Below are 26,043 nucleotides of genomic sequence, written 5' to 3'. Positions count from 1 at the left end.
CGAGGAGGTCACGTACAGGCGTCAGCCCTTGGTGCTGCCCGCGCTGATCCCGGCGATGATGTGCCGTTGGAAGACCAGGAACATCACGACCATGGGGATGCTCGCGATCACCATCGCGGCGATGAGCACGGTCAGTTGGATGTTCTGCGACAGCTGGACGAGTGCCACGCTGATCGGCTGTTTGTCGGTGTCGGAGAAGACCATCAGCGGCCAGAGGAAGTCCTGCCACACGGCGACCAGGGCGAAGATCGACACGACGCCGAGGACGGGCCGGGACATCGGCAGCACGATCGACCACAGGGTGCGCAGTTTCCCCGCGCCGTCGATCTCGGCGGCCTCCAGGACGTCGCGCGGGATCTGGTCGAAGAAGCGTTTGAGGAGATAGAGGTTGAAGGCGTTGGCGACGGCCGGCAGCCAGATGCCGAGCGGATCGTTCAGCAGACTGGTGTGGATGAGGGGCAGGTCGGCGACCGTCAGGTACTTCGGGACGACCAGGGCCTGCGCCGGGACCATCAGGGTGGCGAGGATGCCGCCGAGGATCACCTTGCCGAAGGCCGGCTTCAGCTTGGACAGGGCGTACGCGGCGGCGGTGCAGAAGACGAGCTGGAGGATCCAGGCCCCCGCCGCCTGGACGACCGTGTTCCACAGGTGCGTGGGCAGGTCCATCAGGTCCCACGCGTCGGTGTAGCCGGACAGGTGCCACTTGTCGGGGACGAGGGTCGGCGGTGTGCGCGTCACCTCGTCCGGCGACTTCATGGCGCCGGTCACCATCCAGTAGACGGGGAACAGGAAGGCCAGCGCGAAGAGCAGGACGACACCGCAGAAGACGGTCCAGTAGACGGCCTTGCCGCGGGGGCGTGCCAGGGTGAGCGGGGAGACCAGGGTGCGCGTGCTCATGCGTCGTCCCCTTCCGAGCGGGTCAGCCTCAGGTACACCGCGGAGAAGGCGCTCAGCAGGACGAGCAGCATGACGCTCAGCGCGCAGGCCCCTCCGAAGTCGTTGTAGAGGAAGGCGTACTTGTAGATCAGGTAGAGCACCGTGACGGTCTTGTCCTCGGGGCCGCCGCCGGTGATCACGAACGGTTCCGTGAACACCTGCATGGTGGCGATGATCTGCAGCAGCATCAGCATGAGGATGATGAAGCGGGTCTGCGGGATCGTCACGTGCCGGACGCGCTGGATCAGGCTCGCGCCGTCCAGCTCGGCCGCCTCGTACAGCTCGCCGGGGATGCTCTGCAGCGCGGCGAGGTAGATGAGGACGGTGCCGCCGAGGTTGGCCCAGGTGGCCACGATGACCAGCGAGACGAGCGCGGTGTCGGCGCCGTTGGACCAGTTCGAGGTCGGCAGGTGCAGGAAGCGCAGCGCCTCGTTGGCGAGGCCCGCTCCGGGATCGTAGAACCACTTCCACAGCAGGGCGCTGACCACCGGCGGGATCATCACCGGCAGATAGACCACGACGCGGAAGAAGGCCTTCGCGTGCCGCAGTTCGTTGAGCACCAGCGCCAGTACGAAGGGGACGGCGAAGCCGATGAGCAGGGCGATCACGGTGAAGGTGAGGGTGTTGCGCCAGGCGGCGGTGAACTCCGGGTCGTGGAAGACCCGGGTGAAGTTGGCGGTGCCGACCCATTCACCGCCGCTGCCGGGCGTGTACTTCTGGAAGGCGATCACGACCGCGCGGATCGCCGGGTACCAGGAGAACAGCACGAAGCAGAGCACACCGCCGATGAGGAACGCGTAGGCGCGGGACTGGTCGGCCAGGCGCCGGCGCCAGGGGGTCCCGGGCCGGCGTCCCGCCGACCGCGGCGCCTCCGGCGCGCCGACGGCGGCCGGAGGGAACGCTGCGGGGGGCTTCGATGCGGTCTTCATGAACGGTGTCAGCCTCGGGCCAGGATGGAGTCGATCTTGCCGGAGGCGTCCTTGAGGAGCTGGTCGACGTCGGCGTCCTTCTTGGTGAGGACCGCGGACACCGCGCCGTCGAGGACGGAGTAGATCTGCTGGGCCTGCGGCGGCTCGATCTTCATGTCGAGGCTCTGGTTGCCGTCGAGGAAGGCCTGGTAGTTCTCCACCGGCACGTTCGCGTTCGCCTTCTTGACCTCCTGGTCCTTGGCGTCCGCGGCGCCGGTGAACAGGCGCGGCTCGGGCAGGCCGACCGGGGCGTTGTTCTGCTTGGCGCGGGCGTAGTCACCGAGGAAGCCGTCGCCGGGCGTCAGGAACATCGAGTCGAGCCACTTGAGGCCCGCCTTGATCTGGGCCGGCGAGTCCTTCTTGTTGAACATGTAGCCGTCGCCGCCGATGAGCGTGCCCTTGCCGCCGGGCATCGGCGCCAGGCCCAGGTCCTTGTAGTTGCCGCCCTTCTCCTTGACCAGGATCGGGATGTTGTCGGGCGCGGAGAGGTACATGCCGAGCTTGCCGGAGCCCATCATCTGCTGGACGTCGTTGATGACCAACAGCTGCTTGCTGCCCATGGAGTTGTCGCTCCAGCGCATGTCCTTGAGGTTCTGCAGGACGGCCTTGCCCTCGGGGGTGTCGACGTTGGCCTTCTTGCCGTCCTCGCTGACGACGTCGCCGCCCTGCGAGTAGAGCTCGGCGGTGAAGTGCCAGCCGCCCTGGTTCTGGGCGCTGTAGTCGGCGTAGCCGACGGTGCCCTTGCCGAGCGCGGCTATCTTCTTGGCGTCCGCGCGCAGCTCCTCCCAGGTGGCCGGGGGCTTGTCGGGGTCGAGGCCGGCCTTCTTGAAGAGCGCCTTGTTGTAGATGAGGCCCATCGAGTAGCCGGTGCGCGGGACGCCGTAGATCTTGCCGTCCACGGTGTAGATGTCGCGCAGCTGCTGCTGGATGGTGCTGTAGCTCTTCAGGTCCTTGACGTAACTCGTGATGTCGGCGGCCTGGTTGACGTCGACGACGTGCTTGGCGTCGGTGAAGTACGTGTAGAACACGTCCTCCATCTGGCCGCCGGCGAGCTTCGCGTCGAAGGTCTTGGGGTCCTGACAGGGGAACGCGTCGTGGGTGACGACGTCGATCTTCGGGTTGGCCTTCTCGAAGGCCTTGGTGTCGGCGTCGAAGAACGAGCGGTCGACCTTGGCGCTCTTGGGCGGCTCGCAGTTGACGGTGATACGGGTCTTTCCGTCGGCCGCCTTGCCGTCGTCGTCGCTCGAACCGCACGCGGCGGCGCTGAGCACGACGGACGACGCCATGAGCGTGACGAAGGTACGGCGGAACCCGGTGCTTCTCATTGGTGGACCCCTTCGGGCTGGAGCGAGGAAGGCCCACGGCGGGCGCGCCGCCGTGTTCTGGCGCCGCACACTCAAGCACCGACGACATCCGTCCGCAAGATGTCGCGCAGAATCTGTAATTATTTGACAGCGACAGGGATCCCTGTGGCGTATGGTTGCGGGAAACTTCAGCCGCGGGGGGCCTGCGCTGTCGACCCGCGCACCACCAACTCAGGCTCGAACAGGAGCTCTTCGGCCGTCACGCTACTGCCGCCGATCTGCGCGTTGAGCAGCTCCACCGCGGCGCGTCCCATGGCCTCGATCGGCTGGCGGACGGTGGTCAGCGGGGGTTCGGTGCAGTTCATGAAGGCCGAGTCGTCGTAGCCGACGACGGAGATCTCGCCCGGCACGCTGAGCCCCTTGCGGCGGGCGGCCCGTACGGCGCCGAGCGCGAGCGGGTCACTCGCGCAGATGATGCCGGTGACGCCCCGGTCGAGCAGCCGACTGGCCGCGGCCTGGCCGCCCTCCAGCGAGAACATCGCCCGGGCGACGTGCTCGTCGGGCAGCTGCGGCGCGAGGGCGCGCGCCGCGGCGAGCTTGCGGCCCGAGGGCATGTGGTCGCCGGGGCCGAGGACGAGGCCGATGCGCTCGTGGCCGAGGGAGTCGAGATGGCGCCAGGCCTGCTCGACGGCGACCGCGTCGTCGCAGGACACGCAGGGGAAACCGAGGTGCTCGATGGCCGCGTTGACCAGCACCACCGGAATGTTGCGGTCCGCGAGCTGCCGGTAGTGGTCGTGCGGAGCGTCCGCCTGCGCGTAGAGACCGCCGGCGAAGACCACGCCGGAGACCTGCTGCTGAAGCAGCAGTTCCACATAGTCGGCCTCGGAGACGCCGCCCTTGGTCTGGGTGCACAGCACCGGCGTGAGACCGAGCTGGGCGAGCGCCCCGCCGATCACTTCGGCGAAGGCCGGGAAGATCGGGTTCTGCAGCTCGGGCAGGACCAGTCCGACGAGTCGCGCGCGCTCGCCGCGCAACTGGGTCGGCCGCTCGTAGCCGAGGACGTCCAGGGCGGAGAGAACCGCCTGCCGGGTGGAATCGGAGACTCCGGGCTTGCCGTTGAGCACCCGGCTGACCGTGGCCTCGCTGACCCCGACCTTCTTCGCCACCTGAGCAAGTCGTCGCGTCATGGCCGCAAGAATAGCGCAAGAAATGCAAGCTGCTTGCGTAACAGACCGGCCACTTCACGGACGGCCTCGCGGCGGCCCCTCAGGGAGCGGCCCACAGCCCCCGGACATGTCCCAGGTGGCGGGTCATCACCGCGCGCACCGCCTGCTCGTCGCGGTCCAGGAGCGCGTCGAGAAGTTCCAGGTGCTCCTCCGCCGAAGCCTCCAGCCGGCCCGCCTCGACCAGCGCCGTGAGCCCGTACAGCCGCGAGCGCTTGCGCAGGTCGCCGACGACCTCCACCAGGTGCGCGTTGCCCGCGAGGGCCAGCAGGCCGAGGTGGAAACGGATGTCCGCCTCCACGTAGGCGATGAGGTCGCCGGCCGCCGCGGCGGCCACGATCTCCCGGGCCGCGGGACGCAGTGCCTCCAGGGAGACGGGGTCCGCCGTGGTGGCCAGGCGCACGACCGTGGGGATCTCGATGAGCGAGCGGATGTGCGTGTACTCGTCGAGCTGCCGCTCGGAGACCGCCGTGACCCGGAACCCCTTGTTCGGCACCGTGTCGACCAGTCCCTCCTTGGCCAGATCGAGCATCGCCTCGCGCACCGGCGTCGCCGAGACACCGAAGCGCGCCGCCAGCGTGGGCGCCGAGTAGACCTCACCGGCCCGCAGTTCACCCGCGATCAGGGCCGCCCGCAGCGCGTCGGCCACGCGCTCGCGATAGCTGCTCCTCCTCCCGCCCAGTGAGGGCAGGGCGGGAGCGGCGGAAGGTGCGCTGCTGCGCTGGGCGGCCATCGGGGTCTCCTCGTACGGGCCGGTGCGTCGCCTTGTCGCCGCACCGGCCGGGTGCCATGTCACGTCCTACTCGGACCACCAGTATCTACGCCCCCGGGGCGGGCCGCTCACAGGACGAACCCGGCCGGGAAGGGATCGGTGGGGTCGAGCAGGTACTGGGCCGTCCCGGTGATCCACGCACGGCCCGTGAAGCTGGGCAGCACCGCGGGGATCCCGGCCACCTCGGTCTCGCCGAGCAGCCGTCCGGTGAACCGCGTCCCGATGAACGACTCGTTCACGAACTCGGTGTGCAGCGGGAGTTCGCCCCGCGCGTGCAGCTGCGCCATGCGTGCGCTGGTGCCCGTCCCGCACGGTGACCGGTCGAACCAGCCGGGGTGGATGGCCATCGCGTGGCGCGAGAGACGGGCCGTCGCCCCGGGGGCGTACAGGTGGACGTGGTGGCAGCCGCGGATGGACGGGTCCTCGGGGTGCACGGGCTCACCGCCCTCGTCGACCGCGTCCATCAGCGCCAGTCCGGCCGCGAGGATCTCGTCCTTGCGGGAGCGGTCGAAGGGCAGACCGAACTGCTCCAGCGGCACGATCGCGTAGAAGTTCCCGCCGTACGCCAGGTCGTAGGTCACCCTGCGTCCGTCGGCGAGCGTGGCCCTCAGGTCGAGGCCGACGGAGAACGAGGGCACGTTCCGCAGCGTCACCTCCTTCGCCGCACCGTCCTCGACGGCGACCTCGGCGACGACGACACCCGCCGGGGTGTCGAGCCGGATGGTGGTGACCGGCTCGACGACCTCCACCATGCCCGTCTCCACCAGCACGGTCGCGACACCGATCGTGCCGTGTCCGCACATCGGGAGGTAGCCGGAGACCTCGATGTAGATCACGCCGAAGTCGCAGTCGGGCCGGGTGGACGGCTGGAGGACGGCACCGCTCATCGCCGCGTGCCCGCGCGGCTCGTTCATCAGGAGTTGCTTGATGTCGTCGCGGTGCTCACGGAAGTACAGCCGCCGCTCGTTCATCGTCGCGCCCGGAACCGTGCCGATGCCCCCCGTGATCACCCGGGTGGGCATGCCCTCGGTGTGCGAGTCGACGGCGTGCAGGACGAGTTTGCTGCGCATGGCACTCCTGAGGGGGGTCGGCGAGGGACGGATCGGTGCGGGCGCGCGGCCCGCCGCTCAGACGAGACCGGCGGCCACGGCCCGTTCCGTGGCCGACCTGACGGCCGCCTCCTGTGCGGGCAGGAGGGGTACGCGGGGCGGGCGGACCGGGCCGCCGTGGCGGCCGACGACGTCCATGGACAGCTTGATGGCCTGGACGAACTCGACCTGGGAGTCCCAGCGCAGCAGCGGGTGCAGCTGACGGTAGAGCTTGCCCGCCGTGTCGAGGTCACCTGCGACGGCGGCGCGGTACAGCTCGACGCTCGCCCGGGGCAGCGCGTTCGGGTAGCCGGCCACCCAGCCCTTGGCCCCCGCCACGGCGAGTTCCAGCAGCACGTCGTCCGCCCCCACCAACAGGTCGAGTTCGGGGGCGAGTTCGGCGATGCGGTAGGCGCGCCGCACGTCGCCGGAGAACTCCTTGACGCCCCGGATCGAACCGGCCGCGTACAGCTCGGCGAGAAGTTCGGGCACCAGGTCGACCTTGGTGTCGACGGGGTTGTTGTACGCGACGACGGGGAGGCCCGCCCGGGCGACCTCGGCGTAGTGGGCGAGGACGGACCGCTCGTCGGCCCGGTAGGCGTTGGGCGGCAGCAGCATCACGGCGCCGCAGCCCGCCTCGGCCGCCTGCTCGGCCCACCGGCGCGCCTCGGCGGAGCCGTAGGCGGCGACGCCGGGCATCACCCGCTGCCCGCCGATCGCGGCGACGGCGGTCTCGACGACCCGGGCGCGTTCCTCGGGCGTGAGCACCTGGTACTCGCCGAGGGAACCGTTCGGCACGACTCCGTCGCAGCCGTTCTCGACGAGCCAGGCGCAGTGCTCGGCGTAGCGGTCGTGGTCCACGGAGAGGTCGTCGTTCAGCGGGAGCGCGGTGGCGACGAGAACTCCGCGCCAGGGGCGGTGGTCGGGGGTGACCGTCATGACGTACTCATCCCTCTCGATAGGGTGTGACATTTTACTGTGCGCGTGCAGGGTCCTGGTCGGGTCGGGCGCTACGGGAGGCGCGGGGCCCATGGTCGGGCCGAGCCGGGCCGCACCCGGCGTTCAGTCATCCGGTTCCTCTCCGGCACCCGCGAGCACGCCGAGCGGTACCGGGCGAGCCAACAGCCGTCGCGCGGGCGTCAGTTCGCAGCCCGCGAGGCCGGCCACCGCCGCTTCGCACATCCGGCCCTGGCACCACCCCATCCCGGCGCGGGTGAGCAGTTTCACCGTGCGGACGTCGCCGGCCCCGAGGTCGGCGACCGCCTCCCGGATCCGGCTGCCCGTGACCTCCTCGCAGCGGCACACGACGGTGTCGTCGCCGACCTGGTCCGTCCAGTGCGCGGGGGGCGCGTACACGGTGTCGAGTGCGGCGGAGAACGCCCGCAGGCGCGTACGGGACCGGATCGCGCGGGTCGTCGTACGTGGGTGGGGCGCGGTGCCGGAGAGCCGGTCCGCGATCGACCGGCCCGCGATGTGTCCCTCCGCCAGGGCGAGCGCGGAGCCGCCGATGCCGGTGGTCTCCCCCGCGGCCCAGACGCCGGGCACGTCGGTGCGCTGCTCGTCGTCCACGTCCACCCGGAGGCCGTCGATCCGGCAGCCGAGCGTCTCGGCGAGATCGGTGTGCGGGATCATCCCGTGGCCCACGGCGAGTGTGTCGCAGCGGATGCGCCGCTCGGTGCCGGACCTGACCCGTCCCTCGGGGCCGAGCGCGGCGACGGTGACGGCGTCGAGCCGCTCCTCGCCGTGCGCCTCGACCACGGTGTGGTGGGCGAGGAACGGGACGCGGTGGCGCAGGAGTTGAGCCGCGTACCGGGCGCCCTCGGCGACCTTTGCGGGCTGGGCCGCCAACGCGGCGGCCCGGCGGGCGAAGGCGCGCGGGTCGGCGGACTCCACCAGCGCGGCGACCTCGACCCCGGCGCCGGCCAGTCCGGTCGCGACCGGCAGCAGCAGCGGCCCGGTCCCGGCGACGACGGCGGTACGGCCCGGCACGACGAGTCCGCCCTTGAGCATGGCCTGGGCCCCGCCCGCCGTCACCACACCGGGAAGGGTCCAGCCGGGGAACGGCAGCACCCTCTCGTATCCGCCGGTGGCCAGGAGCACGGCGTCGGCCCGCACGACGACGGAGCGTTCCTGGAGAGGGCCCGGCAGGGCATGGACCGCGAAGCCCGGCGCCGTGCTCCCGCCCTCTCCGGTCCCCGCTGGTTCCACCAGCCAGACGTGATGGTCGGCCAGGTGCTCGACCGTGCCCGCTTCCAGGTGCCGCGCGAGCCCTTCCTCCAGCCGTTCCCAGGTGCGCCACTGGTGGTGCAGGGCGCCGGGCCGCCGGGCGTGCAGGCCGGGCGCGGGGCGCCGGTAGAACTGGCCGCCCGCCGTGACGCCCGCGTCGATCAGCGTGACGCGGATCCCGCGTGCCGCCGCGGCGAGGGACGCGGCGAGTCCCGCGGGCCCCGCGCCGATCACCGCCAGGCGGTGTCGTCCGTCAGTCATCGTGGCCCGTGCCTTCCTGACCGCGGCCCACGTCGTGGCCGGTGCCGTCCTGGGTGCGGATCGCGTCGCCGGGTTCCAGGGGGACCAGGCAGGCCCGTTGGTTGGGGCGGCCGTTGACGGTGACGAGGCAGTCGAAGCAGACGCCGATGCCGCAGAAGACACCGCGCGGCCGGCCGGAGTCACGGGTGGAGCGCCAGGAGGTGACGCCCGCGGCCCACAGCGCGGCGGCCACGGTCCGGCCGGGCAGCGCCTCGATCTCCCGGCCGTCGAGCGTGACGGTGAACGCGGGTCCGGGCTCGGCCCCGGCCAGTTCCAGCGGGTTCACGCGGCCTCCTCGGGGAAGCGGTCGGGCCGGAACGGCGCGAGATCGAGGTCGGGTGTCGCGCCGGCCATGACCTGCGCGATGAGGTGTCCGGTCGCGGTGGACAGACCGATCCCGGCGCCTTCGTGGCCGCAGGCGTGGAAGAGCCCGGGCGCCCGGGGGTCGGGGCCGATCGCGGGCAGATGGTCGGGCAGATAGGGCCGGAAGCCGAGATAGGTCCGCAGGGCGCGCACCTCCGCCAGGAAGGGGAAGAGCCGGGTGGCGCCCGCGGCCAGTTCACGGACGACGGGCAGCGAGAACGAGCGGTCGAAGCCGACCCGTTCGCGGCTCGCGCCGATCAGGACAGGACCGGCGGCCGTGCCCTCCACCACCGGTGAGGTCTGGAGGGCGGCCGAGTCGCTGGCCACGTCGGCGACGTAGTCCGCCGCGTACACCTTGTGCCGCACGCGGCGCGGCAGCGGTTCGGTCACGAGGACGAATCCGCGGCGGGGCAGCACGGGAAGGCCGACACCGGCGCGAGCCGCCACCTCGCGGCCCCAGGTCCCGGCCGCGTTGACGACGGCCGGCGCGTGCAGGTCGCCCCGGTCGGTGCGCACCCCGCGGACCGATCCGTCCCGCGCGCGCAGCACCTCGGTCACGGTGTGCCCGGTGAACAACCGCGCACCCGAGGCCCGTACGAGACGGGCGGCGGCGAGGGCGGGCATCACCTGGGTGTCCTGGGGGTAGTGCACGCCACCCGCGAGGCCGGGGGCCAGATGCGGCTCCAGGTCGTGGAGCCGGTCGGCGGTGACCGGTTCGGCCAGGACACCGGCCGCCCGCTGGCCGGTCGCGAACTTCTCCAGCGCGGCCAGCCCGTCGGGCGTCGAGGCCACGACGACCCCGCCCTTGGCCTCGTACTCGATCGCCTCCGCGTGGTCCTCGGCGAGCCCGGCCCACAAGCGCCCGGAGAGCAGGGCGAGATCGAGTTCGGGTCCGGGTTCCTTGTCGGAGACGAGCAGGTTGCCCTCGCCCGCGCCGGTCGTGCCGCCGGCGACCGGGCCACGGTCCACGACGGCCACGTCGAAGCCGGCGCGAGCCGCGTACAGAGCGCAGGCGGCGCCCACCATTCCGGCGCCGACGACCACGACATCGCAGGTAAAGGGCTTGCTCACGTCAGTACTATGTCACATGCTTCTGTCGTGCGGAATGGTCGGCACCGAGGGCGGGCGCTCCTCCCGGGTGCCGTCCCGGCCGCGTCCCCGCGGCACGCCGGGCCGCCCGAGCGCCGTGACCCGAACTGACCGAGACGAGCTGAAGAAGAGGTGTCCGCCGTGGCCAAGGCCCGGAAGAACGGTCTCTACCGAGGAATCTCCGACGAGCTGTCCGCCCTGATGCGGACGGGCTGGGCCGACACCGAGCGCGCCGATCTGCGGCCGGGCGAGCAGGCGGCCCACGCGGCCCGGCGGCGCGCCGCACTGTCCGCCCTGTTCCCGGGCGAACGGCTGGTCATCCCCTCCGGCGGCCTCCGGAACAGGTCGAACGACACCCACTACCCGTTCCGCGCGTACTCGGGCTATGTCCACATGACGGGTGATCAGGCACGCGACGGCGCACTGGTGTTGGAGCCGCGCGCGGACGGCGGTCACGACGCGCACTGCTATCAGCTCCCCCGCGACAGCCGGGACAGCGACGAGTTCTGGACGGGCATGACGGCCGAACTGTGGATGGGCCGACGCCGCTCCCTCGCCGAGTCGGAGCAGGTCCTCGGACTCCCCTGCCGCGACATCCGCACCCTCTCCAAGGACCTGGCGGACACCGGCGTCCCGACCCGCGTCGTGCGCGGCCACGCCCCGGCGATCGACGTGGCCCTCGTCACCGACGAGGAGCGGGACGCCGAGCTGGAGGAGGCGCTGTCCGGGCTGCGGCTGGTGAAGGACGCCTGGGAGATCGGCGAGCTGCGCCGGGCGGTGGACTCCACCGTGCGCGGATTCATCGACGTCGTACGGGAGTTGTCGCAGGCCGTCGCCACCTCGGAGCGGTGGATCGAGGGCACGTTCTTCCGGCGCGCCCGCGTCGAGGGCAACGACGTCGGCTACGGCTCGATCTGCGCGGCCGGCGAACACGCCACGATCATGCACTGGGTGGAGAACGACGGGCCCGTCCGCCCCGGTGAACTGCTGCTCCTCGACGCGGGCGTGGAGACCCGCACGCTGTACACCGCCGACGTGACCCGCACCCTCCCGATCAGCGGCACGTTCACACCGCTGCAGCGGGAGATCTACGACGCGGTGTACGAGGCGCAGGAGGCCGGCATGGCGGCGGTGAGACCCGGCGCCCCGTACCGCGACTTCCACGACGCCGCCCAGTGGTCGATGACCGAGCGGCTGGTGGCCTGGGGGCTCCTCGAGGGCCCGGTGCAGCGGGCGTTCGACCTCGGTCTGCAGCGTCGCTTCACCATGGCGGGCACGGGACACATGCTCGGTCTGGACGTGCACGACTGCGCGCGGGCCCGCAACGAGGACTACGTCGCCGGCGTCCTGGAGCCGGGCATGGTCCTCACCGTGGAGCCGGGCCTCTACTTCCAGCCGGACGATCTGACGGTGCCCGAGGAGTGGCGCGGCATCGGCGTCCGGATCGAGGACGACCTCCTGGTCACGGCGGACGGTTACGAGAACCTGTCGGGCGCCCTGCCGCGCTCGGCCGACGAGGTCGAGGCGTGGATGCGGGAGCACGCGGGATAGCGACAGAGGGGGTCGGGGACCCGGTTCCCGGCCGGCACCGGGCACCCGAAGGTCGGACAACAGGCCTTCAACGCAAGGCAGTTCGCCCGCATACCGACCCTTTCCAGGGGTAGCCGGAAGGCTCCGCGCACACCCAGTGCGCGGCGCCCGCGGCATCCGAGGGGGCCGCGGCGAGAAGGGGGAGACCGATGCTGGAGAAGTTCTCCGACACCCTGGCCCGTCATCTGTGGCTCCAGTTCGTCCTGTCGTGGCTGGCGACCACCGCTCTCGTGCTGCTGATCTATCCGGGGCGTTCGCTACCCGCGGTGCTGGCCAGGGTCGCGGCCGGCTGCGTGGGTGCCGTCTGGTTCACCCTGCGGATCCGCTCCCGGGAGAAGCGGGCGACCGGCAGCTCGACCGATGGACTGGTCACCCTGGAAGCGCAGTTGCGCAGGGGCGAGGTTCCCACCGACCCGGAGCGGCGGGAGGCGATGCGGGAACTGGTGGACCGACGTCTGCACCGGACCCGGCATCGCGGTGCGGCTCTGGTCTTCCTCTTCCTGCTCTTCGGGGGCGTGGCGGTGCTGACGGCCCTGACCGCGGGACCGCGGCAGACGATCGGGGTCGGGCTCCTCGCCGTGGCCTTCCTGACCTGGGCCGTCATCGGCGGCGGCCGGGGCCGGCAGCGGTTGCTGCGCATGCGGGAGCTCCTCGCCTCGGCCCCTGATCACACGGACCCGGACCACTCCGCCACGAGCCCGGGCGCTCCCGCCACGCACGGGGCAGGGCCCGGACGGCCCGAACGGCAGCCCCGCTGACGGCGTGCGGGAGGGGCCCGCGAAGAGCGGTCCCCGCCCCGGTGCCGAGGCGGGTCAGATCCTGCTCTCGGCCGCCGTGTCCGCCGACAGCCGCTGGGCCCCGTAGATGGGGATCACCGAGAGCAGGACGAGGACGGCCGCGACGACGTTCACGACCGGTGCCTGCTGGGGCCGGGTCATGTTGTTGAAGATCCAGATCGGCAGGGTCTCGATGCCTGGCCCGGCCGTGAATGTCGTGACGACGATCTCGTCGAAGGACAGCGCGAAGGCGAGCAGTCCGCCGGCCAGCAGCGCCGAGCGCACCAGCGGGAAGGTGACGTCGGCGAAGGCCCGGAAGGTGTCCGCTCCCAGGTCCATCGCGGCCTCCTCGAAGCTGCCGGAGGTACGGCGCAGCCGGGCGACGACGTTGTTGAAGACGACGACGATGCAGAAGGTCGCGTGGCCGACGATCACGGTGAACATGCCGAGTCCGACGCCGAGCGGTTCGAGCACCGTGCTGAACGCCGAGTTGAGGGCGATGCCCGTGACGATGCCGGGCAGCGCGATCGGCAGGACGACCACGAAGGAGACGGCGCCCCGGCCGAAGAAGCGGTGGCGGGCGACCGCGAAGGCGATCAGCGTGCCCAGGACCAGGGCGATCGCCGTGGCGCCGAGGCCCGCCTTGACCGAGACCCACAGGGCGTCGCGGGCGCCCGCGTTGTCCCAGGCGGCCGACCACCAGTGGACGGTGAGACCGGAGGGCGGCCAGCTCGCGCTGCGGTCCGGGTTGAAGGAGTTGACCAGGACGAGCGCGAGCGGCACGTAGATGACCGCGAAGCCGAGCCCGGCGGCGGCGCGCAGGGCGATGCGCGCGGGACGGGAGACTTGCACAGCGGGCTCCTCAGAGACTGCTCAGGGCGCCCGTGCGGCGCATCGCGAGGAGGTACACCACGATGACCACGACGGGGACCGTGCCGAGCGCGGCGGCCATGGGCAGGTTCAGTTCGATGTTGGAGTAGACGACGTTGCCGATGAGCTGGGTCCTGCCGCCGACGATCTGCACGGTGATGTAGTCACCGAGGCTGAGCGAGAAGGTGAAGACCGAGCCGGCGGCCACGGACGGCAGGACCATCGGCAGCACGACGGAGCGGAGGGTACGGCCCGCCCCGGCGCCCAGGTCGGCCGACGCGTCGAGCAGGTTGGCGGGCAGCTGCTCCAGTGCCGTGTGGATCGGAAGGATCATGTACGGCAGCCAGAGGTAGGTCAGTGCGATGATCGCCGCGGTCAGGCCGAACCCGGGACCGCTGAGTCCGAGGGGCCGCAACATCCAGTCGGCGAGGCCGCCTTGGGAGAGGATCAGCCGCCAGGCGTAGACCTTGACGAGGTAACTCGCCCACAGCGGCGTGAGGATGGCGACGACGAGCAGCGGACGCCGTCGGGGCCGGGCGATGCGGGCCGTGTAGAACGCGACGGGGAAGGCGATCAGGGCGCACAGTACGGTGACCGCGAGGGCGACGCCGATGCTGCGCAGGATGACCTGCCGGAAGACGGGCGTGGTGAACAGCTCTCGGAAGTTGTCCATCGACCAGACCTTGACGACCTCCGAGGTGAAGGAGTCGGTCGTCCAGAACGCGGAGACGAACAGCACGGCCAGCGAGCCGAGATAGAGCACCGCGAGCCACAGCAGCGGCGCGGTCAGGAGCAGGGACAGCCGCAGCCGGGAGTGCCGGTGCAGGGTCCCGGCGAGCCGCCGGACGGGTGAGCGTCCGGCGGCCGGCAGGGTGGAGGTCATCGCTTCGTCAGCCCTTGATCTCGGTCCAGGCCTGGACCCACTTGGCGTACGGGACGCAACGGACGTCCGTGCGGCCGTCCAGGCACTGCTCGATGGGCGTGTTCCAGAAGGCGATGTTCTTCCAGTAGCTCTCGTCGGCGGCGTGGAAGGTGTCGCAGAAGGAGCTGTCGCTGGTGTCCGCACAGGCCTTGGAGTTGGCGGGTGCCTCACCGAAGTACTCGGCGACCTGGGCGTTCACCTTCGGGGAGATGATCCAGTCCATCCACTTGTAGGCGCAGTTGGGGTGCTTGGCCTTGGCGGAGACCATCCAGGTGTCGGACCAGCCGGTGGAGCCCTCCGCGGGGACGAACGCCTTCACCTTGGCGCCCTCGTCCGCGGTGAGGTTGGCGATGACCTGCCAGCTCGTGCCGATGACGGAGTCGCCGCTCTTGAACGCGGAGATCTCCTTCAGGTAGTCGCTCCAGTACTCCCCCACGTTCGCGCTCTGCTTCTTCAGCAGGGCGACCGCCGCGTCGAACTGCTTCTGGTCGAGGGCGTAGGGGTCCTTGATCTTCAACTCGGGCCTGGCGGACTTCAGGTAGAGCGCCGCGTCCGCTATGTAGATGGGCGAGTCGTACGCGGTGACGTGGCCCTTGTACGCGGAGGCGTCGTCGAAGACCGCGGACCATGAGGTGGGGGCGGGCGTGACCTTCTGGGTGTTGTACATCAGGAGGTTGGCGCCCCGGCCGTGCGGGATGCCGTACATCTGGCCGTCGACGGAGTTCCAGGCACCCTTCTTCAGGCCGCTGAAGACGTCCTTGTAGTTCGGTACGAGGCCGGTGTTGACGGGGGCCGCGTCGCCCGAGGCGATCAGGCGCAGGGAGGCGTCGCCGGAGGCGGAGACCGCGTCGTACTGGCCGGTCTTCATCAGCTTGACCATCTCGTCGGAGCTGGCGGCGACCTTGGAATTGACCTGGCAGCCCGTCTGCTTCTCGAAGTCGCCGACCCAGTCGACCTTCGGGTCGTTGGAGCCGTCCTCGACGTAGCCGGCCCAGGCGATCAGGTTGACCTGCCCCTCGGTCTTGCCGAGCTTCGTGGGGGCCTTGAGGTCGGGCGGGTTGAGGCTGCCGGCCGAGGGCGAGCCGGAGTCGGAGGATCCGCAGGCGGTGGCCGCGAGGAGCACCGCGACGGCGGCGGCGGCCTGGAGGGTTCGGGTGAGTCGCCCGACGTACTCCATGGGTGACGGGGTCTGAGCGGGGGTCAGCTGGGGTCGGGGACCCGGACCGAGTGGCGGCGGTGCCACCGCAGGCGGACGCGGGTGCCGCGCAGGGCGGCGACGTCCTCGGAGGAGGTGTCCAGGTTCTGCTGGAGCGCGGTGAGGCGGCCGCCGGCGTCGAGGTCCACCAGGAAGCGGGTGGAGTCGCCCAGGTAGACGACCTCGGCGACGGTGCCGGTGGTGCTGGAGTGCTCCGGTTCGTCGGCCTCGGCGGACTCCTTGAGGACGCGGATCTTCTCGGGCCGGATGCTGTAGGTGCCCGGGGAGCCGACGACCTGCTGTGCGGACTGGCCCTCCAGCAGGTTGGAGGTGCCGACGAAGCCCGCGACGAAGGGGGTGGCGGGGCGTTCGTAGATCTCGGCCGGGGTGCCGACCTGTTCGATGCGGCCCTGGTGGAAGACGGCGATGCGGTCGCTCATCGTCAGGGCCTCCTCCTGGTCGTGGGTGACGAACACGAAGGTGATGCCGACCTCGCGCTGGATCGCCTTGAGTTCGACCTGCATCTGCTCGCGCAGCTTGAGGTCGAGGGCGCCGAGCGGTTCGTCGAGCAGCAGGACGCCGGGGCGGCCGACGAGGGCCCTGGCGAGGGCGACGCGCTGGCGCTGGCCACCGGAGAGCTGACTCGGGCGGCGCCGGCCGAACCCTTCGAGGCGGACGTCGGCGAGCGCCTTGCGGGCCCGTACCAGTCGCTCGGCCTTGGGCACCCTGCGGACCTTCAGGCCGTAGGCGACGTTCTGTTCCACCGTCATGTGCGGGAAGAGGGCGTAGTCCTGGAAGACGGTGTGGACGTCCCGTTCGAAGGGCGCGAGGCCGGTGACCTCCTGGCCGGCCAGCTCGATCCGGCCGGCGGTGGGGCGCTCGAACCCGGCGATCATCCGCAGCACGGTCGTCTTTCCGGAGCCGGACGGGCCGAGCATCGAGAAGAACTCGCCGTCGGCTATCTCCAGATCGACTCCGGCCACGGCGGTCGCGCCGCCGAACTCCTTGCGCAGGCCCTGGAGCCGGATCGCCTGTGCCTCCATGGGCGGGAACCTTTCTGGTGCGGTGGCGCGTTGCAACACTGACCGGAAAGATATGAAGTCATAGTTCAAATCTCAAGACCCCTTTAGAGTAAAGGTTGAGTCAACGCACAAGGTGGTGACCGTGAAGCAACACAGGGACGACGGCGTCCGCAGAGCCGTCTTCACTCCCGTGGACAACCGCGCCCGCGTCGAGACGGTGGTGCACCGCATCGGCGACGCCATCGAGCTCGGGCTGCTCGCCGACGGCGAGCAGCTGCCCGGCGAGATGGACCTGGCCGGGCAGCTCGGCGTGTCCACGGTCACCCTGCGCGAGGCGCTCATGGCCCTCCGGCAGCAGGGACTGGTGACCACACGGCGCGGACGCGGCGGCGGCAGCTTCGTCTCGCTGCCCGAGGTGCCCGGCGAGGACCGGCTGAGGGTCAGGCTGGCCGGCTGGAGCACCGAGGAGCTGCGCGACCTCGGGGACCACTGGGCGGCCGTCTCCGGTGCCGCCGCCCGCCTCGCGGCACAGCGCACCGAACCGGACGACCTGCGGGCGCTGCGGCGCACCCTGGACGAGCTGGCGTCGGCCGAGGACGCCGCCGCCCGCAGCCGCGTCTACGGCCGCTTCCACGTCGAACTCGCGGCGGCGGCACAGTCCGCCCGGCTGACCCGTGAACAGGTCGCGCTGCAGACCGAGGTGGGGGCGCTGATGTGCCTGGTGCTCGGGGACGACGAATATCGTGAAGAAGTCGCAGACCGTCACCGCTCCGTAATCTCGGCGGTGCAAGATGGGGCCCACGATTCGGCCAGAGCGCTGGCCGAGCGGTGCGTACAGGACTCGACGGCGCGGCTCATCGGCCTGCGTCTGGCGATGCCCCGCACCGCGTCCGGTTCCCGTCCGCTGGAGGGCACCCATGAGCAGGAGCCCCGGCCCGGTCGGCGCGACCGCAACGCTTGACGGCGGTCCCGAGGCGGCCGTCGCCGCCCAGGTCCGCTCGACGCTGGAGACCGTCTTCGCCGCGGTCGCCGAGACCCGGGACGAGACGACCGCGCTGCTCACCCGGGTGACCGCACAGGGCCGCCGCCCCGCCACCGTGGACCTCGCCGCGCTGCGTCCCGGGCTCCATCTGCGGCTCGTGCGGCAGGAGTTGGTGTCGGGCGTCGGCTTCGTGGCGGCGCCGGGCCTGCTCGGTGACGTGCCGGCGTGGCTGGAGTGGTGGCAGCAGGGCGCCGACGGGAACGTACGGCCGCTGCTGCTCGACCTCGACCCGGCGCACTCCGCGTACTCCGACTACACGCACTGGGACTGGTTCGCGCTCCCGCGGGACACCGGGCGGCGCGCGGTCGCCGGGCCCTATGTCGACTACCTCTGCTCCGACGAGTACAGCCTGACGCTGTCCGCCCCCGTCCACGTGGAGGGCCGGTTCGTGGGGGTGGCGGCGGCCGACGTGTATCTGCGGCACTTCGAGGGCGCGGTCGTACCGCTCCTGCAGCGGCTGCCCGGGGCCGCCCATCTGGTCAACGCGCGGGGCCGGGTGGCCGCCTCCGCCGACCCGGACCATCTGGCCGGATCACTCACCAAGGGACCGGACTTCGGGTCCGTGCTGACGGCGGCGCGGAGCGCGCGCTTCGAGGAGATGCGGCTCGTGCCGTGCGACGGAGTGCCGCTCGTCCTGGTGACGCCGGCCGGCTGAGGCGGCGGCGGGATCTCACCCGGGGATCGGGCCCGAGGACTCAGACCGCGCGCAGTTCCGCGGCGCCGTTGCGGGTGGTGCGCGCCTTGCCGGGGCCGCCCGACGCCGGTCGGACCGCCTCGCGCAGGACGAGCGTCATCCGCGTATAGCCCATGTCCTGAAGGGTTTTGGGGGTGTCGTCGACGATGCGGCAGTCGGTGCTGCCCCAGCGCGGGTCCGGGTGGACGACCGGGCGCACCGCGCCGTCGTGCTGGACCGCGCCCGGGCCGACCGCGCGGATCCAGTGCGGCAGACCGTGTCGATAGGCCGCGTCCATGATCGGGTCCTGGGCGATGTCCCGGCGGATCGACAGCAGTCCGCGGTCCTGTCCGTGCCGCTCGACGGCCGCCGCGAAGTGCGCGAGCATGGGCAGACACCAGCGCGACTCGTGCTCGCCGAGGACCGTGGCCGCGTCGGGGTGGAACAGGACGAAGCGCAGGAAGTTGTCTCCCGGCATGGCGGTCGGATGCGCTCCGACACCGCTGAAAAGTGTCTCGAACCCGGCGTTGGACAGCACGACGTCCCAGCGGTGGTCGAACACCACGGAGGGGAACGGGACGGCCTCGAGCAGGCTCGCGAAGTCCTGGAGGTACGCCTGTGCTTCGAGACTCTCGGGGACAGGTCGCGGCTGGGACCGCTGCCTTCCTGCCTGGTACGCCATCGGGAGGTCACCCCTCTTGCCTCTGCGGCCTTCACGCGGCGGACCGATCCTGCTGCCCAGGGCACAGGCGTGTCAACTATCGTGGCATTTGGCGCTTGTTGACGGCTGAATCTCGCCACAGTTGTGGCGAGACCTGGATGTGAGTTCGAGCAAGGGGCTACGCTCCGGATGGTCCCCGGTCTTCGCGCCGGGACACGTCCCGGCCCTCGCGTCCGGATGGTGCCCGACCTTCGTGAGAGCGACCTGAGAGAGACGTAGGAGATCTGTCGGTGACGGATGGCTTCGAGGTTCCGGGCGCCACGGCGACGGTTCTGCTGCAGGCCGTCGTGGCCCGGGTCACCACACTCGCCGACCGGCTCGGCGTGCAGCACGCCGAGGTCTTCGACGTCCGGCGGCTGTCGGCCGAATCCGGTGTCCCCGAGCCCGTGGTCAAGACCCTGCTCGGCGGCCGCCCCGCCGGTGAACCCGACCTGCAGGCCCGCTTCCTGCAACGGCTCGACCTGCTGCGCCGCACCCGGCTCAAGCCCAACGGGCGCCGCTACACCCAGCAGGAGATCGCGGACGGCGCCGGCATGTCGCGTCAGCAGGCGGGCGCCCTCATCAACGGCGACCGGCGCCCCACCATGGAGCACTGCGACGCCATCCAGCGTTTCTTCCGCGTGCACGCCGGATTCCTGACCGCGGAGGACTCCGAAGCACTCGTGGGCGCGCTCCAGCGCTCCGAGCAGGAACTCCTGCAACGACTCGCCGACCGCGAACGGGCGGCGGCCACCGTCGCCGACGACCCGCTGGACCGACTGCTCCTCGACCACGGGGTCCGCGGAATCGCCTGGCGGGCCGCGCAGTTGCCCACCGACCAGCACCGGGACAAGGTCGCCGAGTGGCTGGACATGCTCCTGGAGAGCGTCAAACGGCCAGAGTCGTGAGCCGGGGGAGATCTGTGGGCATCGGAAGGGACATGCGCCGCCTGTGCGGCGAGTTGGTCGCGGAGCTGTCGCTGCCGGCACCGGCGGCACCGGCCGACCTGTACGCGGCGCTGTGCGGCGCGATGAGCAGACGCCGCGGTCGTCCCGTCCAGTTCCGTACGGCCCCCTTCCCGCCCGGCACCGCCAGCGGTCTGTGGCTCGACATGGCCGAACAGGACCTCGTCGTCATCGAGGAACGCACGGCGCCGGACCACCAGTTGGTCATCCTGGGCCACGAACTGTGGCACATGAAGGCCGGGCACTGCAGTCACCATGTCGAGGGAGCCGCCGTCGCGGCACGCTTACTGAACGAGGGCGCCGACCTCCGGGCGACCGTCCTCAAGGTGGCCGCCCGCACCCGCTTCGACCTCGCCGACGAGAAGGAGGCCGAGAGCTTCGGCCTGCTGCTCGCCAGCAAGTGCCGCACCTGGCTGGCCGGTTCGTCACTGCGTGGCCCGGTGCAGCGTGACGGTCTGGCAGGCCGCATCGAGGCGTCCCTGGGCTATCGCGGGCCGCGGGGCTGAAGGTCCCGCGACCATGGACGGATCCAGCTACTACATCCCTGCCGTCGCCATGGGCGCCGCCCTCACGTTCAAGGGGCCCGCGCTGCTGCGCGGCTGGCGCGATCCCCTGCTGCGTTCCGTGGGTGTCCTGCTGGCCCTCGCCGGCCTGGTCTTCCTCTTCGCGGCCCCGCCGACCATTGCCGCCGTCAACGACGCCACCGGGATACCGAACGTCTCAGGACCCCTGGTCTACTGCCTGTTGAGCGCGTTCAGCGCCTCCTGTCTGGTGCTGATCATCAACTGGCGCGGCGGTCCGCCCGAGGTGACCCGTCGTCTCGCCCGTCGCTGGATCCTCGGCTACACGGTGGTCGGCGTGGCCCTGATCGCACTGTTCGTCCTCGGGGAGGCGCCCGTCGAACGACTGCGCGACCTCGACACCTACTACGCCAACACCCCCTTCATCCGCGAGATGATCGTGCTCTACCTCGCGTCGCTGTCCGTCGCGGGGATCGCGATGAACGTCATGTGCTGGCGCTGGGCGGCGCAGGTCCGTGGCCGGCTGCGCGCCGGGCTGGTGATCATCGCGCTCGGCTCGCTGTTCAACATCCCTTACTCGGCCGCCAAGTTCGCCGCCGTGGTGGCCCGCTGGAACGGCGGCGACCTGGACGGCCTGAGCACCAACGTGGCGCCCGTACTGGCCTCGGCCGGCGCCCAGCTCACCGCGGTCGGCTTCTGTGTGCCACTGGCCTGCCAGCGCATCGGGGACAGCTGGAACACCTGGTCGACCTACCGCCGACTCGGACCGCTGTGGCGCGAACTGCGGCCGGTCGCCGCCCCCGAGGACCGCGCGGTGCGCATGTCCTGGTGGTCGCCCGCCGAACTCCAGGTCACACAGCGCGAGTCCGACATCCACGACGGCATGCTCAGCCTCTATCCCTACTTCGACTCCGCGCTGCGCTCCCGGGCCTACGACGCCGCCGTCGCCGCCGGCTCCTCCCCCGGCGACGCGCAGGCCGAGGCCGACGCCGCGATGGTGACGGCCGCGGTGCGCGCGAGGGCGGCCGACCCCGACGGCAGGGTCATCAGCTCGGCGGACGCGCCCACCGCCCCGGGTGCCGCGGACATCTCGTCCGTGCACAGCGACGGCCCGCGTGATCTCGTCCGCATGTCGATCGCGCTGCGCGAGTCGGCGGTCGTGGCGGCGGCACGTGGACGGGCCGCGCACGCCGGCTCCCCGACCGTCGACCCGACGACCGAGTCCGCCGGGACGGCCGGGACCGCCTCGGCCGACCAGGGCCGCGGCACCTGACCGGAACCCGGCTCAGGTGGCGCTGCGTTCGCTCGCCTCGCGCAGATCCCTCTCCATCGCACGGTTCCTGGCGGTGTCCGGCTGTCCCGCCGTCGTACCCGGGCGTCCGGCGCGCAGCAGCTCGCGCCAGTGCTCGCGGCTCCAGTCGGCCGGACGCGTACTGGTCGTGAACTCCTCGACCAGAGCGAGGAAGCGGGCCGGATCACTGTGGAAGGGGAAGTGGCCGGCGCCCTCGAAGATCTCCAGCCGGCTGCCCGGCATGGCCTCGTGGGCACCGTAGGCGTGGCGCACCGGTACCACGCTGTCCCGGTCGCCCCACAGGAGCATGGTGGGCATGCCCTCGGTGAGGTAGCAGCGGTCGAGCATGGTGACCGCCTGGCCGCGCCAGTCGACGACGGCCCGCAGCGTCCGGATGAACGCGCTGCGGGACGTCGTGTCGGGCAGCGCGTCCACCAGGTTCAGCAACTCCGGTGCGTCCTGGCCCAGATCGGTGTCGAGCAGCCGCATCAACCTCAGGAAGAGGCCCACTTGCAGGCGCATGCCCGGCAGTCGCAGGGAGGAGAGCGCGAGATGCGCGCCGGGCAGGGAGACGGCGCGCAGGACGGGGTTGACCTCGCCGCCGACGCCGCCGGCGCTCACGAGGATCAACCGCTCGGTGCGTTCGGGGAACTGGTACGCGAACTGCATCGCCACTCCCCCGCCGAGCGAGTGCCCGACCAGCGTGGCGGACTCGATGTCGAGGGTCGTCAGCAGATCGCGTACGCCGTTGGCGTAGGCGGCCACCGAGTAGTCGGCGCGCGGCTTGTCTGAATCGCCGTGGCCGAGCAGGTCGGGTGCGATCACGGTGTGGCTGCGGGCGAGGTCGGGGATCAGGTCGGCCCAGGTGGCGGAGGAGTCGCCGATGCCGTGGATCAGCACGAGCGCCGGGCCCTTGCCGGCCATCCGGTACGCGCGCCGGTAGCCGTGCACGACGCGGTGACGCAGGCGCAGTTCCACGTCGTTCACGGAACGCAGCCGCGGAGTGCGCCGGGGGTGCGGGGGCGGTGAGTCGTCCACGGGCTGGCCTCCCCGTTCCGGGCGGCCGCCGGAGCGGTCGCCGCAGTTCACGAGCCGCCGGGAGGACGGCTCCGGGGCCGTCCGGTGGGCGGCCCCCAGCTCTTCTCTCCAGCGTAGGGCCCCTGTCCCACAAGGGATTTCCGTGAGGTTTCGCCTCCGCTAAGCGGGCGAACCTGCACGGACCGAAACCGGATTGTCAGTGGTGGACGGCAAGCTGGGTCCAGGAGCAGTGTCACGACAAGCCGACCGGGAGAGCCGTCCGATGCCGACCGCCGTACTGACCGAACACGAACGCGCCGCCGTGCAGGCCTATCTCCGTCTCCTCCAGACGGTTCGAGCAGCGTTCGACGGGCCGCCCGACGGGGGCCGACCACCCATGGTGCCGCCGGCCGTCCTCGCCGAGGCGGAGCGAGCCCTGGCGGCGGCCGGACTCGCGGGCAACGAGGAGGAGTTCTTCCGACTGCTCCAGGCGTGGTGCCCGGAGCCGGGCTGGGCGTGAGCTGGTCCGGGGGCGGGGTCGGGCCCGGCGTGAGCTAGTCCGGGGGCAGGGGCCGGCTCGGGGTGTGGGGGCCGGTCCCCGGAGCGGAGGTTGGGCCAGGACCTGCGTCGGGGCCGGGGAGAGGGCCGGGATCGAGGCTGGGGGTGGGGCCGGGAGCCGGGATGGGGCCCGCCGGCAGGTGGGGAGCCTGACCACGGCCCGCGCTCGCGCCCGCGTCCGGGCCTGCGCCTGCGCCCGTCCCCGCCGCCGGACCTGCGCCTGCGCCGGGAGAACGGCCGGGAGGCCGGTGGATCTCGGCGTCGTGACGTGCCCGGAGCGACGCTCCCCCGGCGAGGCTGTCGTCGAGGAACGCGGACAGCTCGGAGAGTGCGTCCAGGGCCCGTTGGAGCGCGGGGCGCCGCTCACCGTGCGCGACGGCGATCAGGAACCAGATGACGGGATCGGCCCACACCCTCCGCTCGGGCTCCGCCAGGAGGTCGCAGAACTCCCGGTAGCTGCGCAGCCGTCCTTCGGGTTCGAGGAGGGCGTCCGTGCCGAGGCTGGACTGGGTCGCGTAGTAGATCTCGCAGGCGGCGAAGGCGGCGTGCACCTTCTGCAGCAGGCCGGGCAACCGCGTGTCGTCGTTCCCGGCCAGCCGAAGGAAGGGCAGGTCGTGACGGGTTCGGTTCATCTGTGCGAACAGGCAGGCGGTCATCCACACGCTGGACCCGAGGACGACCCCCTTCCCGGTGAACCAGTCGGCGCCCTTGCCCTCCATCCGCCGCGGGTCGGTGAGGACCTGCGCGGGCGGGTAGCAGCCTTCGCGCTCCACGGAGGTGGCGTAGAGGGAGAGCCGGTGGTGCACCTCGGCGGTGTGCCGGCGGAGGGGGTTGAGGTACGCCATGGTCCGGCTCTCGCGCTGGACGCGCTCGCCGTCACGCCGCTGCTGCCGGCTGGACAGCCACGCGAGCGTCAGGGAGATGGCACCCGAGGTCACCGCGGAGATCAGGGTCACGGAGAGGGCGTCCACGGGGCTGCCTCTTTCGCACGGGATCGGTGGACGGAGGGGGGTTGGCGACACGGTGGCCGGTGAGAGGCGTCGGGTGGGGGGCGCCCACGGCTGGGCGGAGCCTCGGGAGCCGCCTCCCGCCCGGCCTCATGGCCCGACGTCCGCGCTCCCCTCCCGGCCTCGGCTCACGACCGACCGCCGAACTGCCACGGCTGGACCTCGACCTCGGCGTAGCGGTCGGCCGCCAGGGGGGCAGCGGTGAGGACGGCACGAGCAGCGTCCGGATCCGACGCGCGCACCAACGCGGCCGTGCCCAGCCAGGTGCACCCGTCGTCGGACAACAGGGGCCCGTACGCGATCAACTCGTCCCGCCCGCTGGAAGGAACCGGATCGGGGAGGCCGGAGGCGTCGACCTCCCGCCCCTCACCGAGGCCGAGGACCAGGTAGCGCGCGCCGCCGGTCCGGCCGCCGGGGAAGTCCCACATGGTGCGCCCCAGCAGGTTCCGCCACCGGCGCAGCATCACGTCCCGGTACACGCCCGCCTGATAGCCGGGCTCGTCGAACGCGAACGCGCGGGCGGCACGGACGTCCGGCAGGTCGACGATGTGCACGCTGCCGGTGGGAACGTCGTCGTCGTCCGCTCCGGTGAGGGTCGGCCCCCGGGCGATCATCTCCTTCGCGTACCCGTCCATGTAGGACCAGTGGTCCTCCAACAACTCCTCACGCAGGGCCAGGGAGTCGGCCCGATCGCGGTGATAGCAGAAGAACTCCATACCCACACTCTGTACCACCGGCCGGCCGACCACTCAGGACCGGAGAAACCCGGACACGACTCGATGCCGGCGGACGGCGAGACGTACCGGGGAGCGAAGTGGACGAGGAGGGACGACGCACGCCTGCTCACCCCGGTTTCCTTCAACCCCCCTCCGGAGGTGTCCACATATACGGCGTTGCCGTCGTCGCGGGGTGGAGGCCCAGGCGTCGCAGGGTCGGTGCGCTGGCGTGGGACGCGTCGACGTGCAGGTGTTCGGCGCCCCGGGCCACGGCCAGGCGGGCTCGGGCCGCTGTGAGGGCGCGGTAGATTCCGCGGCCGCGCCAGGGCGGGACCGTCGTGCCGCCGCGGAGGCCGGCGAAGGTGCCGCCGGGGGTCAGGACGAGCCACGCGGCGGAGACGACCTCTCCGTCGGCCTCGGCGACGAGGACGGCCATGTCGTCCGGCGCCGCCTCGATCTGCCCGCTGAGGAAGGCGTGGAGCGGGCGCCAGTCCGTGTCCCACACGGCCGCCTCCATCTCCGCGATCCGGCGGATGTCGGGCTCCGCCGCGACGCGTCGCAGGACGACTCCCCCGGGGAGCGGAGACTCCGCCGCCAGGTCCGCCGCGCGGCCGATCAGCACCGTCTGGGTGGGACCCGGAACGAAGCCCGCCGCGCGGAGGCGGTCGCCGAGGTCGGCCGGCCTGTCGTGGCCGCGGATCTTCCACTCGACGGCCTCACCACGTGCGGCGAAGTGGTCGCGCTGCCGGGCGATCAGCCGGTCCAGGTCCGCGCCGCCCGGCCCCAGGTCGCGGGGGCCGATGACGAAGCCGCAGGAGTGCCCGACCACCCGGTGCACCGGGTGGTCGGCCTCCCATCGCACGCCTGCGGGCAGGGCGGGCGGAACGCCTCGCATCTGCGCGTCGTACG

General features: G+C 71.6%; 27 protein-coding genes. 8 read left to right on the top strand and 19 right to left on the bottom strand.

What is annotated here, in order from left to right; genetic code table 11:
• Window positions 1–21: 21 nt before the first annotated feature.
• The 10 genes from AB0C62_RS08195 to AB0C62_RS08150 all read right to left on the bottom strand — a co-directional run bounded on the left by AB0C62_RS08195 (window position 22) and on the right by AB0C62_RS08150 (window position 10,251).
• Window positions 22–897, bottom strand: a complete 876-nt coding sequence (locus tag AB0C62_RS08195) for a carbohydrate ABC transporter permease (protein ID WP_362970764.1) — start codon at window positions 895–897, stop codon at window positions 22–24.
• Window positions 894–1,865, bottom strand: coding sequence for a sugar ABC transporter permease (locus AB0C62_RS08190; protein WP_362970762.1), 972 nt, complete (start codon window positions 1,863–1,865; stop codon window positions 894–896). The genes AB0C62_RS08195 and AB0C62_RS08190 overlap by 4 nt, the downstream gene beginning before the upstream one ends.
• 8 nt (window positions 1,866–1,873) lie before the next feature.
• Window positions 1,874–3,229, bottom strand: coding sequence for an extracellular solute-binding protein (locus AB0C62_RS08185; protein WP_362970760.1), 1,356 nt, complete (start codon window positions 3,227–3,229; stop codon window positions 1,874–1,876).
• A gap of 167 nt (window positions 3,230–3,396) precedes the next feature.
• Entirely contained in the window at window positions 3,397–4,395 is a 999-nt protein-coding gene (locus AB0C62_RS08180) for a LacI family DNA-binding transcriptional regulator (protein ID WP_355881004.1), read from the bottom strand.
• 79 nt (window positions 4,396–4,474) lie between these two features.
• Window positions 4,475–5,164: a GntR family transcriptional regulator gene (locus AB0C62_RS08175; protein WP_362970758.1), complete on the bottom strand. Its 690-nt coding sequence runs from the start codon at window positions 5,162–5,164 to the stop codon at window positions 4,475–4,477.
• 107 nt (window positions 5,165–5,271) lie between these two features.
• Complete coding sequence (locus AB0C62_RS08170) at window positions 5,272–6,273, bottom strand: proline racemase family protein (protein ID WP_362970756.1); 1,002 nt, start codon at window positions 6,271–6,273, stop codon at window positions 5,272–5,274.
• Window positions 6,274–6,330: 57 nt separating this feature from the next.
• A complete protein-coding gene (locus tag AB0C62_RS08165) occupies window positions 6,331–7,230 on the bottom strand; it encodes a dihydrodipicolinate synthase family protein (protein WP_362970754.1) in 900 nt (299 codons plus the stop codon).
• 123 nt (window positions 7,231–7,353) lie between these two features.
• The gene (locus AB0C62_RS08160; protein WP_362970752.1) at window positions 7,354–8,778 is read right to left on the bottom strand and encodes an FAD-dependent oxidoreductase; all 1,425 of its coding nucleotides are present in this window, start codon (window positions 8,776–8,778) and stop codon (window positions 7,354–7,356) included.
• Window positions 8,771–9,103 (bottom strand): (2Fe-2S)-binding protein, encoded by a 333-nt coding sequence (locus AB0C62_RS08155; RefSeq protein ID WP_362970750.1) that lies wholly within the window; start codon window positions 9,101–9,103, stop codon window positions 8,771–8,773. The genes AB0C62_RS08160 and AB0C62_RS08155 overlap by 8 nt, the downstream gene beginning before the upstream one ends.
• Window positions 9,100–10,251: an FAD-binding oxidoreductase gene (locus AB0C62_RS08150; RefSeq protein ID WP_362970748.1), complete on the bottom strand. Its 1,152-nt coding sequence runs from the start codon at window positions 10,249–10,251 to the stop codon at window positions 9,100–9,102. Before AB0C62_RS08150 ends, AB0C62_RS08155 begins: the two co-directional genes overlap by 4 nt.
• 159 nt (window positions 10,252–10,410) lie before the next feature.
• Here AB0C62_RS08150 and AB0C62_RS08145 point away from each other — a divergent pair, with 159 nt between their 5' ends.
• On the top strand, window positions 10,411–11,820 hold the full coding sequence (locus AB0C62_RS08145; RefSeq protein ID WP_362970747.1) for an aminopeptidase P family protein: 1,410 nt from the start codon (window positions 10,411–10,413) through the stop codon (window positions 11,818–11,820).
• 188 nt (window positions 11,821–12,008) lie between these two features.
• A complete protein-coding gene (locus AB0C62_RS08140) occupies window positions 12,009–12,617 on the top strand; it encodes a hypothetical protein (RefSeq protein ID WP_362970745.1) in 609 nt (202 codons plus the stop codon).
• A 54-nt stretch (window positions 12,618–12,671) separates the two neighbouring features.
• Here the strand turns inward: AB0C62_RS08140 and AB0C62_RS08135 are convergent, their stop codons facing one another.
• The 4 genes from AB0C62_RS08135 to AB0C62_RS08120 are packed head-to-tail and all read right to left on the bottom strand — an operon-like array spanning window position 12,672 to window position 16,665.
• Entirely contained in the window at window positions 12,672–13,487 is an 816-nt protein-coding gene (locus AB0C62_RS08135; protein ID WP_362970743.1) for an ABC transporter permease, read from the bottom strand.
• A 10-nt stretch (window positions 13,488–13,497) separates the two neighbouring features.
• Entirely contained in the window at window positions 13,498–14,388 is an 891-nt protein-coding gene (locus AB0C62_RS08130; protein WP_362970741.1) for an ABC transporter permease, read from the bottom strand.
• A 7-nt stretch (window positions 14,389–14,395) separates the two neighbouring features.
• Window positions 14,396–15,604, bottom strand: a complete 1,209-nt coding sequence (locus AB0C62_RS08125) for an ABC transporter substrate-binding protein (protein WP_362970740.1) — start codon at window positions 15,602–15,604, stop codon at window positions 14,396–14,398.
• Between the two features lie 23 nt (window positions 15,605–15,627).
• The gene (locus AB0C62_RS08120; RefSeq protein WP_362970738.1) at window positions 15,628–16,665 is read right to left on the bottom strand and encodes an ABC transporter ATP-binding protein; all 1,038 of its coding nucleotides are present in this window, start codon (window positions 16,663–16,665) and stop codon (window positions 15,628–15,630) included.
• Window positions 16,666–16,780: 115 nt separating this feature from the next.
• Between AB0C62_RS08120 and AB0C62_RS08115 the strand changes: the two genes are divergently transcribed.
• Both AB0C62_RS08115 and AB0C62_RS08110 read left to right on the top strand, forming a co-directional pair.
• Window positions 16,781–17,605 carry a GntR family transcriptional regulator gene (locus tag AB0C62_RS08115; protein WP_362970736.1) on the top strand — a complete coding sequence of 275 codons (825 nt, stop codon included), beginning with the start codon at window positions 16,781–16,783 and terminating at the stop codon, window positions 17,603–17,605.
• Window positions 17,562–18,341 carry a cache domain-containing protein gene (locus AB0C62_RS08110; RefSeq protein WP_362970734.1) on the top strand — a complete coding sequence of 260 codons (780 nt, stop codon included), beginning with the start codon at window positions 17,562–17,564 and terminating at the stop codon, window positions 18,339–18,341. Before AB0C62_RS08115 ends, AB0C62_RS08110 begins: the two co-directional genes overlap by 44 nt.
• A gap of 40 nt (window positions 18,342–18,381) precedes the next feature.
• Here the strand turns inward: AB0C62_RS08110 and AB0C62_RS08105 are convergent, their stop codons facing one another.
• Window positions 18,382–19,041 carry a hypothetical protein gene (locus AB0C62_RS08105; RefSeq protein WP_362970732.1) on the bottom strand — a complete coding sequence of 220 codons (660 nt, stop codon included), beginning with the start codon at window positions 19,039–19,041 and terminating at the stop codon, window positions 18,382–18,384.
• A gap of 269 nt (window positions 19,042–19,310) precedes the next feature.
• Between AB0C62_RS08105 and AB0C62_RS08100 the strand changes: the two genes are divergently transcribed.
• From AB0C62_RS08100 to AB0C62_RS08090, 3 genes are read left to right on the top strand one after another with little or no spacing between them, the layout of a single operon-like run.
• Window positions 19,311–19,967, top strand: coding sequence for a helix-turn-helix transcriptional regulator (locus tag AB0C62_RS08100; protein WP_081220336.1), 657 nt, complete (start codon window positions 19,311–19,313; stop codon window positions 19,965–19,967).
• A gap of 32 nt (window positions 19,968–19,999) precedes the next feature.
• The gene (locus AB0C62_RS08095) at window positions 20,000–20,530 is read left to right on the top strand and encodes a toxin-antitoxin system, toxin component (protein WP_362971104.1); all 531 of its coding nucleotides are present in this window, start codon (window positions 20,000–20,002) and stop codon (window positions 20,528–20,530) included.
• 13 nt (window positions 20,531–20,543) lie between these two features.
• Window positions 20,544–21,818, top strand: a complete 1,275-nt coding sequence (locus AB0C62_RS08090) for an MAB_1171c family putative transporter (protein ID WP_362970730.1) — start codon at window positions 20,544–20,546, stop codon at window positions 21,816–21,818.
• A 12-nt stretch (window positions 21,819–21,830) separates the two neighbouring features.
• Here the strand turns inward: AB0C62_RS08090 and AB0C62_RS08085 are convergent, their stop codons facing one another.
• Window positions 21,831–22,874: an alpha/beta hydrolase gene (locus AB0C62_RS08085; protein ID WP_362970728.1), complete on the bottom strand. Its 1,044-nt coding sequence runs from the start codon at window positions 22,872–22,874 to the stop codon at window positions 21,831–21,833.
• Window positions 22,875–23,136: 262 nt separating this feature from the next.
• On the opposite strand from AB0C62_RS08085, the gene AB0C62_RS08080 reads away from it, so the two are divergent.
• Window positions 23,137–23,373 carry a hypothetical protein gene (locus AB0C62_RS08080; RefSeq protein WP_362970726.1) on the top strand — a complete coding sequence of 79 codons (237 nt, stop codon included), beginning with the start codon at window positions 23,137–23,139 and terminating at the stop codon, window positions 23,371–23,373.
• Window positions 23,374–23,407: 34 nt separating this feature from the next.
• Here AB0C62_RS08080 and AB0C62_RS08075 read toward each other — a convergent pair whose 3' ends face one another.
• The 3 genes from AB0C62_RS08075 to AB0C62_RS08065 form a co-directional block, all read right to left on the bottom strand.
• The gene (locus AB0C62_RS08075) at window positions 23,408–24,382 is read right to left on the bottom strand and encodes a hypothetical protein (RefSeq protein ID WP_362970724.1); all 975 of its coding nucleotides are present in this window, start codon (window positions 24,380–24,382) and stop codon (window positions 23,408–23,410) included.
• A gap of 164 nt (window positions 24,383–24,546) precedes the next feature.
• A complete protein-coding gene (locus AB0C62_RS08070; protein ID WP_362970722.1) occupies window positions 24,547–25,134 on the bottom strand; it encodes a YciI family protein in 588 nt (195 codons plus the stop codon).
• A gap of 142 nt (window positions 25,135–25,276) precedes the next feature.
• Window positions 25,277–26,029: a GNAT family N-acetyltransferase gene (locus AB0C62_RS08065; RefSeq protein ID WP_362971102.1), complete on the bottom strand. Its 753-nt coding sequence runs from the start codon at window positions 26,027–26,029 to the stop codon at window positions 25,277–25,279.
• Window positions 26,030–26,043: the final 14 nt, after the last annotated feature.

It is taken from the genome of Streptomyces sp. NPDC048643, assembly GCF_040650615.1.
Classification (GTDB): domain Bacteria; phylum Actinomycetota; class Actinomycetes; order Streptomycetales; family Streptomycetaceae; genus Streptomyces.
The sequence above is the reverse complement of the archived record's forward strand: the minus strand, read 5'-3'. Positions and strand labels throughout refer to the sequence as shown.

What these genes read in the sequence shown, in the direction of transcription:
- AB0C62_RS08195 (WP_362970764.1), bottom strand. Translation starts at nt 897, where the DNA reads ATGAGCACGCGCACCCTGGTCTCCCCGCTCACCCTGGCACGCCCCCGC.
- AB0C62_RS08190 (WP_362970762.1), bottom strand. Translation starts at nt 1,865, where the DNA reads ATGAAGACCGCATCGAAGCCCCCCGCAGCGTTCCCTCCGGCCGCCGTC.
- AB0C62_RS08185 (WP_362970760.1), bottom strand. Translation starts at nt 3,229, where the DNA reads ATGAGAAGCACCGGGTTCCGCCGTACCTTCGTCACGCTCATGGCGTCG.
- AB0C62_RS08180 (WP_355881004.1), bottom strand. Translation starts at nt 4,395, where the DNA reads ATGACGCGACGACTTGCTCAGGTGGCGAAGAAGGTCGGGGTCAGCGAG.
- AB0C62_RS08175 (WP_362970758.1), bottom strand. Translation starts at nt 5,164, where the DNA reads ATGGCCGCCCAGCGCAGCAGCGCACCTTCCGCCGCTCCCGCCCTGCCC.
- AB0C62_RS08170 (WP_362970756.1), bottom strand. Translation starts at nt 6,273, where the DNA reads ATGCGCAGCAAACTCGTCCTGCACGCCGTCGACTCGCACACCGAGGGC.
- AB0C62_RS08165 (WP_362970754.1), bottom strand. Translation starts at nt 7,230, where the DNA reads ATGACGGTCACCCCCGACCACCGCCCCTGGCGCGGAGTTCTCGTCGCC.
- AB0C62_RS08160 (WP_362970752.1), bottom strand. Translation starts at nt 8,778, where the DNA reads ATGACTGACGGACGACACCGCCTGGCGGTGATCGGCGCGGGGCCCGCG.
- AB0C62_RS08140 (WP_362970745.1), top strand. Translation starts at nt 12,009, where the DNA reads ATGCTGGAGAAGTTCTCCGACACCCTGGCCCGTCATCTGTGGCTCCAG.
- AB0C62_RS08130 (WP_362970741.1), bottom strand. Translation starts at nt 14,388, where the DNA reads ATGACCTCCACCCTGCCGGCCGCCGGACGCTCACCCGTCCGGCGGCTC.
- AB0C62_RS08125 (WP_362970740.1), bottom strand. Translation starts at nt 15,604, where the DNA reads ATGGAGTACGTCGGGCGACTCACCCGAACCCTCCAGGCCGCCGCCGCC.
- AB0C62_RS08120 (WP_362970738.1), bottom strand. Translation starts at nt 16,665, where the DNA reads ATGGAGGCACAGGCGATCCGGCTCCAGGGCCTGCGCAAGGAGTTCGGC.
- AB0C62_RS08110 (WP_362970734.1), top strand. Translation starts at nt 17,562, where the DNA reads ATGAGCAGGAGCCCCGGCCCGGTCGGCGCGACCGCAACGCTTGACGGC.
- AB0C62_RS08105 (WP_362970732.1), bottom strand. Translation starts at nt 19,041, where the DNA reads ATGGCGTACCAGGCAGGAAGGCAGCGGTCCCAGCCGCGACCTGTCCCC.
- AB0C62_RS08095 (WP_362971104.1), top strand. Translation starts at nt 20,000, where the DNA reads ATGCGCCGCCTGTGCGGCGAGTTGGTCGCGGAGCTGTCGCTGCCGGCA.
- AB0C62_RS08090 (WP_362970730.1), top strand. Translation starts at nt 20,544, where the DNA reads ATGGACGGATCCAGCTACTACATCCCTGCCGTCGCCATGGGCGCCGCC.
- AB0C62_RS08080 (WP_362970726.1), top strand. Translation starts at nt 23,137, where the DNA reads ATGCCGACCGCCGTACTGACCGAACACGAACGCGCCGCCGTGCAGGCC.
- AB0C62_RS08070 (WP_362970722.1), bottom strand. Translation starts at nt 25,134, where the DNA reads ATGGAGTTCTTCTGCTATCACCGCGATCGGGCCGACTCCCTGGCCCTG.
- AB0C62_RS08065 (WP_362971102.1), bottom strand. Translation starts at nt 26,029, where the DNA reads ATGCGAGGCGTTCCGCCCGCCCTGCCCGCAGGCGTGCGATGGGAGGCC.